We start from the raw sequence: 16,317 nt of genomic DNA on the forward strand, positions 1-16,317 counted from the left end.
TTTCCGGCACTCCGGACGATCGTTGATAAGGCAGTTTCATGAACATGCACGGCATCATGGCACCCGCGGGGAGCGAGGAGCATGCGGAGCGCGGTTTCGCCCGGGACGCCTATGGCTGGGTCAGGCGCAACCGCCTGTTCATGTACATCGTGGTGCTGCCGACCCTGCTGGTCGCCTGCTACCTGTTCCTGGTCGCGTCCGATCAATATGAGTCGGAGGCGCATTTCCTGGTGCGCTCGTCCGACGTGGCGGCGGTGCCCGGCACCGGGGTCAGTCAGGCGTTGAGCGTCATCACCGGCGTCGGCCCGGCCCAGACCGAGGCGATGAGCGTCGCCGACTATCTGACGTCGCACGACGCGGTGGATTCGCTGCGCCGCGACGACCAGCTGGTGGAGCGTTTCAGCCGCAAGGATGCCGACATCTTCAGCCGGCTGTGGCAGAGCAATCCCAGCCCCGAACAGCTGCTCCGTTATTACCGCCGCCAGGTGAAGGTGCACTACAACACCGAAACCGGGATCACGACGCTGGACGTGCGTTCGTTCCGGCCGGAGGACAGCTACGGCCTCGCCCGCAAGCTGCTGGATCTGGGTGAGCAGCGCGTCAACACGCTGAACGTGCGGAGCTACAGCGACGCGGTTCGCATGGCGGAAAAGCAGCTGGCACGGGCCGAGACGGACCTGGCCGCTGCCCAGGGCCAGCTCACCAGCTTCCGCCAGAGCCGGCGCGAGATCGATCCGGAGGCATCCGGCCAGGCGCAGCTCGGCCTGGTGGCGCAGCTGACCGAACAGCTTGCCACATCGCGCGCGCAGCTGTCCGCCATGGGCCAGGCGATCGACCGCAACAGCCCGCAATATCGCGCTTTGGCCGACCATGTCTCCGCTTTGCAGGCGCAGGTGAACGCCCAGTCCGGTCGCCTCGCCGGCGGGACGGGCGCGATCGCCAGCAATATCGGCGGCTTCCAGAAGCTGGAGCTGCGCCAGCAATTCCTGGCCAAGCGCTATGAGGCGGCGGCGGCCAGCCTCGACAGGGCGCGGGATCAGGCGATCCGCAAGCAATTGTACCTGGTGCGAGTCGTGGATGCGAACATGCCCGTGAAGGCGCTCTATCCCGAGCGGTGGCGTATCCTGGCGACGGTGGTGATCGCGCTGCTGCTCGCTTATTCCATCGGCTGGCTGATCGCCGCGGGCGTGCGTGAGCATGCCGCGTGATGCAAAGGGCGGGGCAGGGCGAACCGCGCTCCGCCCCGCCGCCTTTCTTGACCGGGACGGGGTGATCAACGTCGACGACGGCTACACCTTCCGCCCGGAAGACCTGCGGCTGACGCCCACGGCGGCGGAGGGGATCCGGCTGCTCAACGATGCCGGCTACCTGGTGATCGTGGTCACCAACCAGTCGGGCGTCGCCCGCGGCTATTACGGCGTCGCGGACGTGGAACGCTTCCACGACCACATGCAGGCGACGCTGGGCCCGCGGGGCGCGCGCATCGACGCATTCTATTACTGCGCTTATCATCCGGAGGGGACCGTTGCCGAATATGCGCGCGAGCATGAGGATCGCAAGCCGGGGTGCGGCATGCTGACGCGGGCGATGGCGGACCTGCCGGTGGACCGCGCCCGCAGCTTCATGATCGGGGACAAGCAGAGCGATGCCGATGCCGCCGCCAAGGCCGGCATCCCGGCCCGGCTGATCGCCGCAAACGTCGGCGACCTCGCCGGTGCCGTGCGAGAGATGATGGCGTGAGGCGCTATCTCGACTGGATCCGGGACGAGGCGCTGCCGCTGTGGGCCGACGCCGGCTTCGACGCAGGCGCGGGCCGCTTCCGCGAGCGTCTTGACGGCGCCGGCCGGCCGGAGGCGGTGCCGCACCGCTCGATGGTGCAGGCGCGACAAATCTATGTGTTCGCGCATGCGGCCCAACTCGGCTGGTTCGACGGAGCGGCGCTGGCGGAAACCGCGACGGCATCGCTGATCCGCGACTTCTGCCGTGAAGAGGGTGACCAGGCGAGCTTCGCTTTCTCCATCCACCCCGATGGGCGGATCGCGTCGGACGTGCGTGATGCCTATGCCCATGCCTTTGCCCTGTTCGCGCTGGCGTGGGTGTATCGGCTGAACGGCGACCCGGGGCTTCTGACGCTGGCGGACAAGGTGATCCGCTTCGTGGATGCGCAGCTGACCGATCCCCGGCATGGCGGCCTGTTCGACGCGTTGCCGGTGGCAACCCGCGACAAGCGGCAAAATCCGCATATGCACCTGCTGGAAGCCTATCTGTTCCTGGAACAGGCGGCACCGGGCCGTGGCTATCTGGAGCGGGCGGGCGCGCTGGTGCGCCTGTTCGCGGACCGGATGCTGCGCGATACCGTCCTCCCCGAATATTTTGCGCAGGACTGGTCGCCGCTGGCCGACACCGCGCGCAGCGGCATCTGGGAGCCGGGCCACCATTTCGAATGGGTCTGGCTGCTGGATCGATACGGCCGCCTCTCCGGCGAAACCGTCGAGCCCTGGATCGGGGCGCTGGACGCCAGCGCGCACGCTTTCGGCCTCACCCCGGACGGGCTGATCGTGGACGAGGTCGATGCCGACGGCACGGTGGCGAAGGCCTCGCACCGGATCTGGCCGCATACCGAGGCGATCAAGGCGGCGATGGCGCGCAACGACCCCGCCTTTGCCGGGCGTATGGCGGGCGTGCTGATGGCCCATTTCCTCGATCGCCCCTTTGCCGGGGGCTGGATCGACCAGATCGGGCCCGACCGCGCGCCGTTGGTCGACTATGTTCCGGCGAGCAGCCTTTACCACCTCTTCCTCGCGGCGGCCGAAGCCTCGCCGCTCGGCAATCGGGACGCCTGATGCACAGCTATATCGACCAGTTGATCGGATGCCGCGTCGCCGTGATCGGCGACCTCATGCTCGATTCCTACCTGTCGGGCGAGGTCAGCCGCATCTCGCCCGAGGCGCCGGTGCCGGTGATGCGGGTGCAGTCGGAAAAGTCGGTGCCGGGCGGCGCGGCCAACGTCGCCGCCAACCTGGCGAGCCTGGGCCTGTCGGTCAGCATGGTCGGGCTGGCCGGGCAGGATGTGGCGCGCGACGAACTGGTCACCGCGCTGGAGAAACTGGGCGATGTGGATTGCAGCGGCATCATCGCCGCGCCGGGACGCCGCACCACCCGCAAGCTGCGCATCATCGGCGCCCATCAGCAGATCGTGCGCGTGGATCACGAGGACGTACTGCCCTGCACCGCCGACGTGGAGGACCGGTTCCTGACCGCCGCCGTCGCCGCGATCGACGCGGCGGACGTGGTGATCGTGTCCGACTACGCCAAGGGCGTCTGTTCCGACCGGGTGCTGCGGCAGGTGCTGGACCATGCCGCCGCCACCGCCAAGAAGGTGGTGGTCGATCCCAAGCGCGCGGATCTCGCCGCCTATCGCGGCGCGACCGTGCTGACGCCCAACCGCAAGGAATTGCACGACGCGACCAAGATGCCGGTCGACAGCGACGAGGAGGTCGCCGCCGCCGTCAAGGTCGCACAGCAGAGCTGCGGTTCGGACCTGCTCGTCACCCGTTCGGAAAAGGGCATGTCCTTCTTTCCGCTGGATGGCGCGCCGGTCCATCTCGGCACGATCGCGCAGGCGGTGTTCGACGTGTCGGGCGCGGGCGACACGGTGGTGGCGGTGCTGGCCGCCGCGCTGGCCGCCGGCCTGCCCTTCGTGGAGGGCATGCGGATGGCCAACCATGCGGCGGGGATCGTCGTGTCCAAGCTCGGCACCGCCAGCGTCACTCGCGCGGAACTGGCCGAATCGCTGCTGGCCGAAGGCGCGCCGGCCGAGATCGGCGACGGCGCCCTGGTCAGCCGCGACGATGCGGTCACGTTGCGCTGGGCGTGGCAGCGGGAGAAATTAACCGTCGGCTTCGCCAATGGCTGTTTCGACCTGCTGCATCCGGGCCATGTGTCGCTGATCCGGCAGGCGGCGGACAGCTGCGACCGCCTGATCATGGCGTTGAACTCCGATGCGTCGGTCAAGCGGCTCAAGGGGCCGAGCCGACCGATCCAGGACGAACAGGCGCGCGCGCAGGTGATGGGCGCGCTGAAGGGCGTCGCGGCGGTGGTGATCTTTGACGAGGATACACCCGGGGAACTGATCGACGCGCTCCAGCCCGACGTGCTGGTCAAGGGCGCCGACTATACGGTCGACCAGGTGGTCGGCGCGGATGTGGTGCAGGCGCGCGGGGGCCGCGTCGTCCTGGCGCAGTTGTCGCCCGGCCATTCCACCAGCCGGCTGGTGGCGGCGTCTGCCGGTTGAGGCCGGCCGGATGGGGCTGATCCGCCGGCTTGCCCGACGGCTGGTGCCCCGGTGGACGGAGCTGCCGCTGCGCGAGCTGCTGCCCCTGGCCGATGCGGCGCGCGATACGGGGCGGGTGCGCGTGGCGGCCGCCTTGTACGATCGCGCGCTGAAGCGTGTGCCTGATGATGCCGACCTGCTGATAATGAGCGGCCACATGCACAAGGAGGCCGGCCGGGCGGACATGGCCGGGCAGCGATATCGTGCGGCCCTGGCTTTGCGGCCGGACAGCGCCGACATCGCGATGCAATTGGGCCACCTCGGCAAGCGCATGGCGGATTGGGACGAGGCGGCCCGCTGGTACGCCCGGGCGCGGGATCTGGCCCCCGCCTGGGACGAGCCCGCGCGCGAACTGGCCGCGCTCGACGTCCTGCGCAAGGTCGCCCTGGACGTGCCGGAGGCGTTGCGGCTGCGGCTCGCGCCCGCTCTGGTGCCGGGGGCGGTGGACCTCGCTCCGCTTCCTGAGGGGCTGACCCTGAGACGGCTGGGACGCGTCGAGCCGACCCGCTGGGGCGATCGCCGGACCCTGCGCGGGGTGGAAGCGGTGCGCGGCCTGTTGGTCACGGCCGAGCGGATGCGCGCGCTGACCCTGCTGGTCGATGGCGATGTGGTGGCGCGGGAGGCGGTGCGGGTCTTTCCCCTGCCGGCGCGCGGGGCGGGGCAGCCGCCGCGCCACAAGCATGTGTTCAATGCCTGGACGGACCTGTCCGACGTGACGCCGGGCCTCCACCTGCTCGAACTGCAGTTCGCGGGCGAGGGCGGGCTATTGGCGCGCTTTCACGAGGAGGTGGTGGTCGCATCCGCCGTGCCGGAAAGCGACTATCCCGATTCGGATGCGCTGGTGTCGCTGCCGCCGACCCCCGCGGGGTGCGATGGCGACACGGTGGAGGCGCGGATCCGCACGCGGCCCAGCGTGGTCCGTCCCGCCGCCCGTGCCCTGTTCCCGGACGGGGTGAAGAGCGTGCTGGTGCTGCGGACCGATCAGGTCGGCGACGTGGTGGCGTCGATCCCGGCGCTGCGGCGGCTGCGCCAGATCGTGCCCGATGCCCGAATCGTCGGGCTTCTGACCGGCGCCAATGCCGATCTCGCCCGCACGCTCGGCCTGTTCGACGAGCTGATCGTGATCGACTTCCCCGACGACGCGCAGGAGCGGCGGCGGATCATGCCGCTGGCAGCGCAGGAGGCGCTGCACCGGCAACTCGCGCCCTATCGGTTCGACATCGCGATCGACCTGGCGGCGTCCAACGTCTCACGCGAATTGCTGAAGCTGTCGGGCGCGCGCTACCTGCACGGATCGGGCGGGGGCGACTGGCCATGGCTGTCGGGCCAGGCCGAGTTCAACACCCATGACCGCTGGACCGGGCTCGACATCGTGCCCCATTCGGCCAAGGTGCTGGCGCTGGTGGAGGCGCTGGGCGCGGCGCTGAATACGCGGATGCCGGTGATCCGCCGCGACGATCTGTCCCGCGACCGTCTCGCCGCCTACGGGATCGGCGCGGGCGACCGTTTCGTGGTGCTGCATGCGGGCGCGCGGATCGCGTTCAGCCGCTGGCCCGGCTTTCCGGACCTCGCCCGCCTGCTGCTCGACCGGATCGGGCTGAAGGTCGTGATGATGGCGGACGATCCCGCCGTCCGCGCGGGGTTGCCGTCCGAACTGCTCCGCGCGGACCGCTTCCTGTTCCTGGACCGGCGCCTGCCGTTCGACGACTTCGACGCATTCCTGTCCTTTGCCGAGGTGGTCGTAGGCAACGATTCCGGCCCCAAGCACCTGGCGGCACTGCGCGGAACGCAGGTGGTGACGCTGTTCACGGCCCGCATCAACTGGGCCGAATGGGGCCAGGAGACTATCGGCACGATCATCAGCCGGCGCGTTCCCTGCGCCGGCTGCACGATCTTCCACGACGCCGACGAATGCGGCAAGGACTTCGCCTGCATCCGCGACATCAGGGTAGAGGAAGTGTTCGAGGCTGTTCAACGTGGGTCGGACACGCCCCGCGTCAGTCGAACGTGAACCTGCCCAGGTAGAGGTCAGCCGAAAGCGAGTGGCATGGCATGTCCAGCGGCGTCGGAAAGGTTTCATCGGACGGCACGAGCTCGCCATCATCCCGCAGCAGCGTGAGTTCAAGAACGTTGGGAACGGGAACGCCGCCCGCAATCGTGAAGGGCGCGAAATTGTTGCCGTGAACGTGCACCACGCGATGATGCGCCGTCAGGTTGAGGATGGCCTTCCTGACATTGTTGCAGTGTTCTTCGTCGCACAAGAAGGCCATGTTGTGCAGTTCGATCACGATCTGCCTAAACTGACGCAGGATCGCGTTGGGCGTTTTCTCAAGCAGCAGCCATTCGGCGCCTTCGATGTCGCACTTCAGGATCAGGTTGCGGGACGATCGGTGCCCATTCCGCTCGATCAGCGTTTCAAGTGTTTCCACCCCGGCATCCAGGTCCGCGACACCGGAAATGCATTTCGGCTCCCAGCGGAACAGGGCATGGTCTTCCGGGAGCCCGCTGATCGTGTGATCATATTGATAGATCGGGATACCGAACCGGGCGACGTCTAGATCCCAAGACACATCGTCATTGATGCCAAAGGAATAGGCGGCATCGATATTCTCGAAATCGTCGACCATGGCGTAACCGCCATCATAGAACCGGCCAAGCCTGACCTTGCGCTGTCCGGGTGCCGTATGAGGACGCAGTAAACGCAAAACGTCCAAAGCAACCGGTGTGACCGTCGTGCTGATGTCGTGGCGCAAGGTCTTTTTTCCTTTTTTCTAAAGTATGTAGCAGTTCAGTCTGGTGAATACCTTGTTACGAAACGTGCGTGCCGGTGATGTACAAAGCTGAAATATCAGGCTGCGGCAGATTTGGGCTGCACACATCCTGTCATCATCTGAAATCGTTCGTCGGACAATATGGTCGCGAGCAGATCGAGCCAGCTATCCGCTTCCTCCACCTTGATGCGCGTGGTGGGGGCGAGCGGGAGCCTGTCCGCCGCCCAGTATTTCTGGCGCAAGGTAGGCTTGCCAGGCCAGCGGCCGTGAGGAAGCGCGGTGCCGTCGCGCAGTGCGGTGACCACCGCGTCCCGAAACTCATCGGATGTCAGCAGGCCATTGATGATGGGCATCGCGGCATGGGCCAGCCGATGTTGGATGACGAAGTTCGACTCGTGCGGCCGCCCGAGCAGGATCTCATAGGCGCTAGCAACGAAGTCACGGTCGACACGGGTGTTCTCCGTGCGATTCCAGCCGGTGCGCTCCGCCGTTTTCTCCGCCTGACGATCGTAGATCGGAACAGCCGGATGATCACGCGCCTCGGTTGGCTTGGCGCCGGAAAAGTGAACGATCTTGGCCTGCGAATATTCGTCATAGCTGAACTGATGAGGTTCGCCGCAATAGGCAAAGTTCCAGCGTCGATCCAACCGCAGCCAGTCCGGTCCGACGACATGGTTGAGGGCGTCCTGATCCGGCCATTCTGGCTTGGAGGGCTGGTCCGCCAGCCAGATCATCGCGCGATCGCCAAGTGCATCGCGGTTCCAGAGATCTACGTCCACCAGCAGCAGGCCGGTGTTGAAGTGGTTGTCATCCCACTTGCGACCACGAACGTGCAGTTCATGCTCCACCAGCATGTCCTTGACCGCCGCGATCGGATGCCCTTGCAGGTCCATCTCGAACAGCGGCTCCAGCGTGGAATTCACGATCATGTCGCTGTCGAGCATCAGCAGGCGAGCGTCCGGCTCGGTGATCGTTTTCGGCAAGACCAGGCAGCCGAGCATGGGGAACGGGAAATCGAAGGATGGAACCTTGGTAACGAGGTGCGAGTCCCGCGGCACCGGAACGAACCGCATGTTCCGGCCCATCGTTCCGGCACTCAGGCGCAAGCGCGTTTCGTCTTCCGGCGTCAGGTCAAACGCGGCAATCACTATCGTCGCGTCGGGCACGCAGCCGTTGTCGTACACTGACGACAACATGACGCAGGTAAGATCGACGAACTTACGGTCGCACTGGGTTCCGATGAAGAGTTTGCTCATTTGGGTCAGATTTCCTGCTGTACCGAATACTGGTGGCGGCGGTTTGTCTTGTCTTCGATGCGCGTAACCACAGCCTGGTAAAGGGCAATTGCGTCTGTTTCATGCAGGCTTTGCCGCTGTTCCAGACGGCGCAGGTCGGATGCAAGATCGGTCGTGCCCTGTTCGTGGCGACGCGCCTGCGCTTCCAGGTCATCCAGCCTGTTTTGAAGCCGGCCATTCTCATCCGAATGCCTGACTAAGCCGTCCAAGGCCGCGTCATGCTGTTGTCTGAGCGCCGCCAGATCACCGCGACCGGCCTCGACCTGCTCGACCAGCCGCGCGAGATCGGCTTGCTGTTGTTGCGCGGCTTCGGTGGAGGCGGCGCAAGCCGAAAGGTAGAGGTCCCGCAACGTCTCCACCTCGCCTTCCAGGGCCGCGATGCGCCGGCCGTGCTTCCGCCATCCCAACATCAGGCCGCTATGCTCCCGTTCCGCATCGCGCTTACCCGTTTCATGTTGGCGAACAAGGCGTCCGCGACTTGACCGGGGGTGATCTGGCGCAGGCAGGCCTTGTTGTAGGGGCTGGTCTGGCCGTGGTCGAGCTGGCAGGGGGAGCAGCCGATCGCGCGGGTGACCAGCATCACGCTGCCGCCGAGCGCGCGCCATTCGCGGCGCTGGTGGGTGCCGGCGAAGATGCTGACGGTGGGTATGCCGAAATAGCCGCCGAGATGCGCCATGCCCGAATTGTTGACCACCGCGCCGTCGGCCGTCTTCAACAGGCGGATCATCGCGTCCCGGCTCTGGCGTCCGGCGAGGTTGACCACCCGGTCGGCGGGATGGGCGCGCACGATCTCGTTCGCGCGCAGCCGGTGGCTGGCCGTGCCCGTGACATACACGATGGCGTCCGCCGCCACGCGCGGCAGGATCAAGCCGATCAGCGCGGAAAAGTGGCTGCCCGGCCAATCGCGGATGCCGCTGTTGGAAAAGGGTGCGATCAGGATGGTGGTCATGCCGCGCCCGCCTGGCCATCGCCCGTCGCGCCATCGCCCGTCTCGCCATTGCCGGGTCCGGTCACGTCCACGTCGGTCAGCACGCCGGTGCGGGCGAGGCGGATCGCCACCAGCTCCACCAGCAAGGCGCCATATTCCGACTGGTGCAGGGTGCTGCCCGCGCCCTGGCGGATCAGGCGGCCGCCGTAGAAGCTGAAGTCGACCGACGGAAAATCCTCCACCACGAAGATGCGGAACTCGAACTCCGTATCCGCGCGCTCGACAGTGAAGGGGATGCGGATCGGCGCGTCGAACGGCGGCGCCAGGCGGTAGGCGACGCGCCGCGTGTCGAGGCCGATGTCCAGCATCAGCATCCCCGCGCCGGCATCGCCCCACTCGATCCTGGGCTCGAACAGGTAATTGCCCGGCCGCAGCCGCTCATAGGGGCCCCACAGGATGGCGCAGAACCGCTCCACTGTGTCGGCGCGATGGATCAGCCGGTGCTCGCGCCGCTCGACCGGGCCCTGGCTGATGAAGAGGTGATGGTCGAAATGATATTCCCGCGCCGTTTCCGGGCGGTTGCGGTTGAAGTCGAGCGGCAGGAAGATGTCCAGAAACGGGAATTGCGCGGCGGTGCCGATGCCGGCGCGGAGCGGCGCGCGGACGTGGCGCAGCAGGAAGCGCGTATCCACATCGACCCTGAGGTCGATGGCGAGGTCATAATCCTCCTGAATCAGCGCCTGGAACAACGCCGCCTTGCCGGCAACGTCCACCTCCTCCTCGCTGCTGTTGCGGGGGAAGGCATCGAACGCGATCACCGTATCGGCCAGGCCCAGCTCCCGCGCGATCTGCACGTTCCAGGAGCCGACCACCAGGGTCAGTTCGGCCTGGGGGAAGGTGGCCCGCAATCTCTCCAGCGCGCCGATCGCCAGGATGAAATCGCCCATATGATCCAGCTTGAGGATCAGGATGCGGCGAAGGGCAAAGGTCTGCGCGACCTCGATCCGGGTGCGGACCGGCTCAAATGCATAATCCGGTTCGGGGGCGATGATGCCGGCATGGGGCACGTCCAGCGAGAGGGCGATGGACGGGAGCCGCTCCAGCACGAGCAGCACGTCGCTATGCCCGCGCGGCTCGCGCCCCGGACCGGCGGCATAGTCATAGCCCACGTCCCAATCGCCAAGGTAGCGCACGCGGTAGCTGTTGGGGGCCAGCGCCTCCTCCACCTCTGCCATCAGCGAGGCGGGCGTGTAGAGGCGCCTGGACAAGGGCTCGCGCGGGGAGGGCAGTTCGAGCTGGCGGTCGTAGAGGAAGGCGTGGGGGACGACGACCACCAGGGTTCCACCAACCCGGACCGCGCCGAACCATCGTTGCAGCGCCGCCCGGTAATCGGGCAGTTCCTGAAGCAGATAGGCCGCAAGCACCGCCTGCTGCCGCGCCGGGGGCAGATCCCCATCGCTGCCTTTGTGCAGTTCCAGAACCTCGCCGTCCAGGAAGGATGCAACCGGACTATGCTTTAGATCCCGCAACGCGCCGCCGCGCCGGATAGGCGCCAGCCGGGACGTTGCGACCTTGCTTGCCAACCTGATCTCACCTCCTGTTCGGCATCAACTAACGCAGGTTAACCGAAGGATCCGCCGCCGCCTAGCGATATGGGTCCTCGTGACGCAGATGGGCGCCGACATAATCGGCCACCGCCTCCTCCAGCGAAGGGAATGGCGCAGCATAGCCGGACTGGCGCAGATTGCCGAGCGATGCTTCGGTAAAATACTGATACTTCTCGCGGATCGCCTCGGGCATGTCGATATAGTCGATCCGGGGCTGCAGGCCGTAGGCCAGGAACACCGCCTCGGCCAGTTCGCGGAAGCTGCGCGCCTGGCCGGTGCCGACGTTGAAGATGCCGCTGCGCGCCCCCGGCTCCAGGAAGGAGAGGACGGCGGCGACGGCATCCTTGACGTAGATGAAGTCGCGGCGCTGGTCGCCATCGGCGATGCTGGGTCGATGGCTCTTGAACAGGGTGATCGTCTCGCCCCGTTCGATCGGCGCGGCGATCTTGGCGACGATGCTCTTCATGTCGCCCTTGTGATATTCGTTGGGGCCGAACACGTTGAAGAAGCGGAAGCCGACGCACACCGGCGGCAGCGACGCGTTGCGTTGCAGCCGGTCGGCCACGACGAAGTCGAACTGCCGCTTGCTCCACCCGTAGAGGTTAAGCGGGCGCAGCGCACGGATCGCGGCGGGGTCGATCAGATCCTCGAATCCTTGATCCCCGTCGCCATAGACCGCCGCCGAGGAGGCATAGAGGAAGGGGATGCCCGCCGCCGCGCAATGATCGAGCAGAGCCAGCGAGAAGCGGAAATTAGTGTCGATCACCTCGTCGCCGTCGGTCGCCGTGGTGGCGGAGATCGCGCCCATGTGGATCACGGCATCCACATCGTCGCGGCCCGACAGCCATTGCACCGCCAGCGCGGGCGGCACGAAGTCCGCAAACACCGAGTTGCGCAGGTTGCGCCACTTGTCGCCATGCTCAAGGAAGTCGCACACCGCCACGTCGGTGCGGCCCGCGTCGTTCAGGGCGGCGACGATGTTGGAGCCGATGAAGCCGGCCCCGCCGGTAACCAGGATCATGCCACGGGCTCCAGATAAGGCTGCATCGCGGACCAGACCTCGTCGACCGAGATCAGCGCCACGCAGGCATAGTCTTTTCCGCATTCCTCGGGATCGTGATAAACGTGGCAGCCGGCGCACGGCACCTGGCGGTGGATCACCTTGCCGGTCTGTTCCTGGCCCCATTCGCCCCAGTTGATCCGCGCCGTGTGCAGGCTGACCACGTTGGAGCCGCGCAAGGAGGCGAGGTGCTTGGGCCCGCTGTCATTGCCGACGAAGCAGGTGCAGTAGGAGAGCAGGGCGTCGAAATCGTCGAAGTCGAGCCGCTGGTCGAGCAGCTGGAAACGCGGATCGTTCGCCAGCCCTTGGGGCAGTTCGTTGCGCGTTTCCGGGTTTTCGCTCAGCATCACGACCTTGCAGTCGGTCCGGTCGAGGATGCGCTGGGTCAGCGTGCTGTAATGCGCCCAGCGGCTGAAGATCACGCGCGCGCCGGTATGCACGATGACGTAGCGGTCGTCGGGTCCGATCCCGAACTTCGCCAGCCGGTCGCGCGGCAGGTCGTCGCGCCGCAGGACTTCCGCCGAGCCCTGCATCATGATGCCGAGCGATTCGATGAATGCCCGCGTCTTGGACGATGCCGGCATGATGTCGGACCGGCCGACCGGATCGTAGGTGTTCAGGTCGAACCCGCAATTGATGTAGGGCCAGTTCTTGTCGCGCATCCCTGCCAGGAACGGCGCGCCCGACAGCAGCAGCAGCGGGCGCGATTCCACCGCAGGCGCCAGATCGAGCGCCAGGTCGAAATTGTAGCCGTGCAGCTTTTCCCGCAGCGCCTCCTGATCCTCCGCCGTCATCACGCGCTTGCGCTGGACGACCTTTTCGTCGGGAAAGTTGATCACGATCAGTTCGTCGAACACACCCAGGGTGCGGACCAGATCGACATTGGCGGAGGTGAACAGCCCGACCAGGCGCGCGTCCGGCAGCAGGGTGCGCAGGCGGCGCATGGCCGGCACGGAGGATACCACGTCGCCCAATTGGTCCGTGCGGAGAACCAGCACGTTCTTGGGCAATTCCTTGAACACGCCGGTGCGGGCATCGCTGATGATGCTCGACCGGGCGTTCACCTGTTCCTCCACCGAACGTGGATCGTTCGGGTCGGTCGGGGGCGTCCAGGCATCGCCGCCCTCGAACGCCGGCTCGGGCAGGGGTTGGCCGATGACGATGTTGGTGCGGTAGGACCGCTTGTGATTGTCGCGCGTGGGCGTGTCGCGCACGTCCTTGAACAGCAGTTCGATCGTGTAATGGCCCGGCGCGAAGCCGGAAAAATCGAGCCATTCGTTGAAGATGTATTTGCGCAGGTCGGGATCGTCGCGCTCGTTGCGGATGGGATAGCCGCGGGTCGGCGCGCGATGGATCAGCTCGTCATTCAGCCGCACCTGCATTTCCACGATCGGCTCGGCCGAAATGCAGAAACCCCGGATCGCCTCCACCCCGCGCAACGTCGTGATGTTGCCCCAAAAGGTGCGCTCGGTTCGCCCCAGCCGGCGGACCTCTACCTTCTCGTCATGGCGGTGGGCGAGCTCGGAGGCCGGCTTGGGCATCAGTTCGGGCACCAGCCGGTCGAAGCTGGCCGCGCGGCGCAATTCCGCCGCGTTGCGGGTCGGGTCCAGGCCGATGGGGGCGACCGGCGCCTGCTCGTCGCCGGCAGCCTCGATCAGGCCCTTGCGCGCCAGGCTTTCCAGTTCGCGCTGCGGATCGGCCCAGCCGGGCTTCAGCTCCAAGGCCCGCTTGTAGGATCGTGCGGCGGCGCGGAGCCGCCCGCTCAGCTTGTAGAAATGGCCGAACTGGACGGCGAGGTCGGCATCGTCGGGACGAAGCTTGGCGGCGGCATCATAATGCCGTTCGGCGGAGGCATGGTCGCCGGCTTCCTTGAACATGTGCCCGGTCTGGACATGGAGGCCGAAATCCTTGTCCCGGCCATGGTTCAGCGCCTCGCCATAGAAACTGGCGGCGTCGCGAAAGCGACCGGCATCGCGGGCGGCATTGCCGCGTTCCACCATGATCTGGACCAAGGCCGACTGCCCCGTGGGGGCTCCACCTGCGCCACGACGTTTTCCGAACAAAAATCTGGCCCTTCCGACCGTTTTGCCGCGCAAAGCGGCTGTCTTTGAGGTTTGTGGCGCAATGTCGCATCGGCCGGCCGAATGCAACGCGTTACCCGATCCGTGTCCGCTCCGCGCGGCCCGGCAGGAGCCCGGACCGCCGGGTGGAGGCAGTTCCCGCGCGGCCGATTTGCCCTGCGGCGGCGCATGGATTAACCCGCCGGACCCATCGGGAAGGGTTTGTCGTGTTTGCCAAGATCGTCCGGACAGCCATGGATTGGCTGCCCCTCCATACGGGTGCCGCCGTTGCGCGCCGGCTTGCGCGGCAGGCCGTCGCCGCGCGCGAGGCGGGCCAGTTCAGGCAGGCGGCCGACCTGTATGGCGAGGCGTTGCGCTTCGCCCCCGGCCATGCCCGGATGCGCGTCCAATATGGCCATATGCTGAAGGAAGCGGGGCAGTTCGCCGATGCGGAGCGGCAATATCGCCTGGCCGAACGCCGCCTGCCCGACGATCCCGATCTCGCGCTGCAGATGGGCCATTTCTACAAGATCGCCGGACGGACCGAGGATGCGGCGGCGGCCTATCAGCGCGCCCTGACGCTGCATCCGGGCTGGAGCGAGGCGCGCCAGGAACTGGACCGGCTGGGCGGGGACGAGGCGCAGCCGGCCCGGCACCCACTCGCCGGCGACATTCCCGCGCCCGAGCTTTTGCCACGGGTCGCCGCGGCGCCCATGCCCAGCCCCGCGGACGGGGTGCAGATGTTCCACCTGGGTACGCGCCACGTGCTCGGCTTTCGCGGCGCCAAGGTGCTGCGCGGCGTTCAGGCGGTGCGGGGCGCCTGCATCTCCCACCGCGCGGTGGAGGCGGTGCAGCTGCTGCTGGAAGGCGAGGAGATTGCGCGCGAGGTGGTGCAACCCGCCCCGTTGCGCGACGCCGCGCCGGGGCAGGGCAAATATGTTTTCAACATATGGCACGATTTTTCGCATGCGCCGCGCGGCCGCAAGCGGCTGGAGCTGCGTTTTCTGGATGCGAGCGGCGGCAAGGTCACAAGCCGCCGCGAAACCGTGCTGATCGCCGACGCGATCACGGAAGCGGACTATCCGTCTTCGGACGCGGTGGTGGACCCGGCGCCGGGCGACCTGGTGGCGGCGATCAACGCACGGCCCAGCATGGTGCGCCCGGCCACCCGGTCCGTGCTGAACGGGCCGGTGCGCAGCATCCTGGTGCAGCGGTTCGACCAATTGGGCGATCTGGTCGTCTCCATGCCCGCGCTGCGCCGCCTGCGCGAGATTGCGGGCGACGCGAAGCTGGTGGGACTGCTCGGGCGGGGCAATGCCGATTTGGGCGCGACCCTGGGGCTGTTCGACGAGATCATCACGATCGACGTGCCGGAAGATCCGGTCGAGCGGCGGCGCGTCATGTCCGCCGCCGACCAGCAGGAACTGCGCGCGCGGCTGCACGCTTATCACTTCGACGTCGCAATCGACCTGATGGATCTGCAGGTGTCGCGGGCCATGCTAAAACTGTCTGGCGCGCGTTACCTGTATGCCGCCAACGAGCATGACGCGCCGTGGCTCTCCGCCTCCGTCTCCACCTATGCGCGCGATCCTGCAAACGATCGGGAAAACAGCCCGGTATCGGGGCGGCTGCTGGCCCTGGTCGAGCGGCTCGGGCCCCTGCTCGCCAATCCGGCGCGGGTGGTCCGGCGCGAGGGGCTGGAGCGGGCGTTGCTCGCGCCTTACGGCCTGGAGGGGACGGAGCCCTATGTGGTCCTGCACACCGGGGCGCGGCTGGCCTATAGCCACTGGCCGCATTTTGCCACGCTGACGGCGCTGCTGCTGGAACGGACCGACGCCACCGTGGTGGTGCTGGCCGACGATGCGGCTGGCCTGGGCCTGCCGCCCGCAGTGGCGGGGTCGCCGCGCGTGCGCACCATCGAAGGGCTGATGCCGTTCGACCGGTTCGACGCGCTGGTTTCCTTTTGCAGCCTGTTCATCGGCAATGATTCCGGGCCCAAGCATCTGGCGGCGCTGCGCGGCGCCAGGGTGCTGAGCATGCACATGGCGCGCCTCAACTGGAACGAATGGGGCCAGGAAGGCGAAGGGTTGATCGTCAGCCGGCGCGTGCCCTGCGCGGGATGCGGCATCGTCGAATCGGGCGATTGCGGCCGTGAATTCGCCTGCATCCGCAACGTCCGCGCCGAAGAGGTGCTGGATGCGGCGCTCGGCCTGCTAAACCTCCGCCTGCAGGACAGGGCGGGGGCGGCAGGTTGACTTGCCGG

The 16,317-nt window shown here is 66.9% G+C and carries 13 protein-coding genes; 6 read left to right on the top strand and 7 right to left on the bottom strand.

The genetic code is table 11. The annotated features are described in order from the left end of the window. The first annotated feature begins 38 nt into the window (after positions 1-38). From Q0D93_RS00170 to Q0D93_RS00190, 5 genes are read left to right on the top strand one after another with little or no spacing between them, the layout of a single operon-like run. Positions 39-1,208 (top strand): lipopolysaccharide biosynthesis protein, encoded by a 1,170-nt coding sequence (locus Q0D93_RS00170; RefSeq protein WP_294389608.1) that lies wholly within the window; start codon positions 39-41, stop codon positions 1,206-1,208. Then, positions 1,198-1,740: an HAD family hydrolase gene (locus Q0D93_RS00175; protein ID WP_294389611.1), complete on the top strand. Its 543-nt coding sequence runs from the start codon at positions 1,198-1,200 to the stop codon at positions 1,738-1,740. Before Q0D93_RS00170 ends, Q0D93_RS00175 begins: the two co-directional genes overlap by 11 nt. After that, complete coding sequence (locus Q0D93_RS00180; protein WP_294389614.1) at positions 1,737-2,843, top strand: AGE family epimerase/isomerase; 1,107 nt, start codon at positions 1,737-1,739, stop codon at positions 2,841-2,843. The genes Q0D93_RS00175 and Q0D93_RS00180 overlap by 4 nt, the downstream gene beginning before the upstream one ends. Next, a complete protein-coding gene (gene rfaE1 / locus Q0D93_RS00185; protein WP_294389616.1) occupies positions 2,843-4,294 on the top strand; it encodes a D-glycero-beta-D-manno-heptose-7-phosphate kinase in 1,452 nt (483 codons plus the stop codon). Before Q0D93_RS00180 ends, rfaE1 begins: the two co-directional genes overlap by 1 nt. Positions 4,295-4,304: 10 nt before the next feature. Continuing rightward, a complete protein-coding gene (locus tag Q0D93_RS00190) occupies positions 4,305-6,344 on the top strand; it encodes a glycosyltransferase family 9 protein (RefSeq protein ID WP_294389618.1) in 2,040 nt (679 codons plus the stop codon). Here Q0D93_RS00190 and Q0D93_RS00195 read toward each other — a convergent pair. From Q0D93_RS00195 to Q0D93_RS00225, 7 genes are all read right to left on the bottom strand, one after another. Beyond that, entirely contained in the window at positions 6,331-7,086 is a 756-nt protein-coding gene (locus Q0D93_RS00195; RefSeq protein WP_294389621.1) for a hypothetical protein, read from the bottom strand. The two genes, Q0D93_RS00190 and Q0D93_RS00195, sit on opposite strands and share 14 nt — an antisense overlap. 95 nt (positions 7,087-7,181) lie before the next feature. Beyond that, positions 7,182-8,360 (bottom strand): glycosyltransferase, encoded by a 1,179-nt coding sequence (locus Q0D93_RS00200; protein ID WP_294389623.1) that lies wholly within the window; start codon positions 8,358-8,360, stop codon positions 7,182-7,184. Between the two features lie 5 nt (positions 8,361-8,365). Beyond that, complete coding sequence (locus Q0D93_RS00205) at positions 8,366-8,809, bottom strand: hypothetical protein (protein WP_294389625.1); 444 nt, start codon at positions 8,807-8,809, stop codon at positions 8,366-8,368. Beyond that, positions 8,809-9,348 carry a glycosyltransferase family 9 protein gene (locus Q0D93_RS00210; protein WP_294389629.1) on the bottom strand — a complete coding sequence of 180 codons (540 nt, stop codon included), beginning with the start codon at positions 9,346-9,348 and terminating at the stop codon, positions 8,809-8,811. Before Q0D93_RS00210 ends, Q0D93_RS00205 begins: the two co-directional genes overlap by 1 nt. Next, positions 9,345-10,910: a hypothetical protein gene (locus tag Q0D93_RS00215; RefSeq protein WP_294389632.1), complete on the bottom strand. Its 1,566-nt coding sequence runs from the start codon at positions 10,908-10,910 to the stop codon at positions 9,345-9,347. The genes Q0D93_RS00210 and Q0D93_RS00215 overlap by 4 nt, the downstream gene beginning before the upstream one ends. 61 nt (positions 10,911-10,971) lie before the next feature. Continuing rightward, positions 10,972-11,955, bottom strand: a complete 984-nt coding sequence (rfaD, locus tag Q0D93_RS00220; RefSeq protein ID WP_294389637.1) for an ADP-glyceromanno-heptose 6-epimerase — start codon at positions 11,953-11,955, stop codon at positions 10,972-10,974. Then, complete coding sequence (locus Q0D93_RS00225; RefSeq protein WP_294389640.1) at positions 11,952-14,006, bottom strand: glycosyltransferase family 9 protein; 2,055 nt, start codon at positions 14,004-14,006, stop codon at positions 11,952-11,954. The genes rfaD and Q0D93_RS00225 overlap by 4 nt, the downstream gene beginning before the upstream one ends. 302 nt (positions 14,007-14,308) lie before the next feature. Here Q0D93_RS00225 and Q0D93_RS00230 point away from each other — a divergent pair, with 302 nt between their 5' ends. Beyond that, positions 14,309-16,309, top strand: a complete 2,001-nt coding sequence (locus Q0D93_RS00230; RefSeq protein ID WP_294389643.1) for a glycosyltransferase family 9 protein — start codon at positions 14,309-14,311, stop codon at positions 16,307-16,309. The last annotated feature ends 8 nt before the right edge of the window (positions 16,310-16,317 follow it).

The sequence above is a fragment of the uncultured Sphingomonas sp. genome, from assembly GCF_934560975.1.
Classification (GTDB): Bacteria; Pseudomonadota; Alphaproteobacteria; order Sphingomonadales; family Sphingomonadaceae; genus Sphingomonas_I.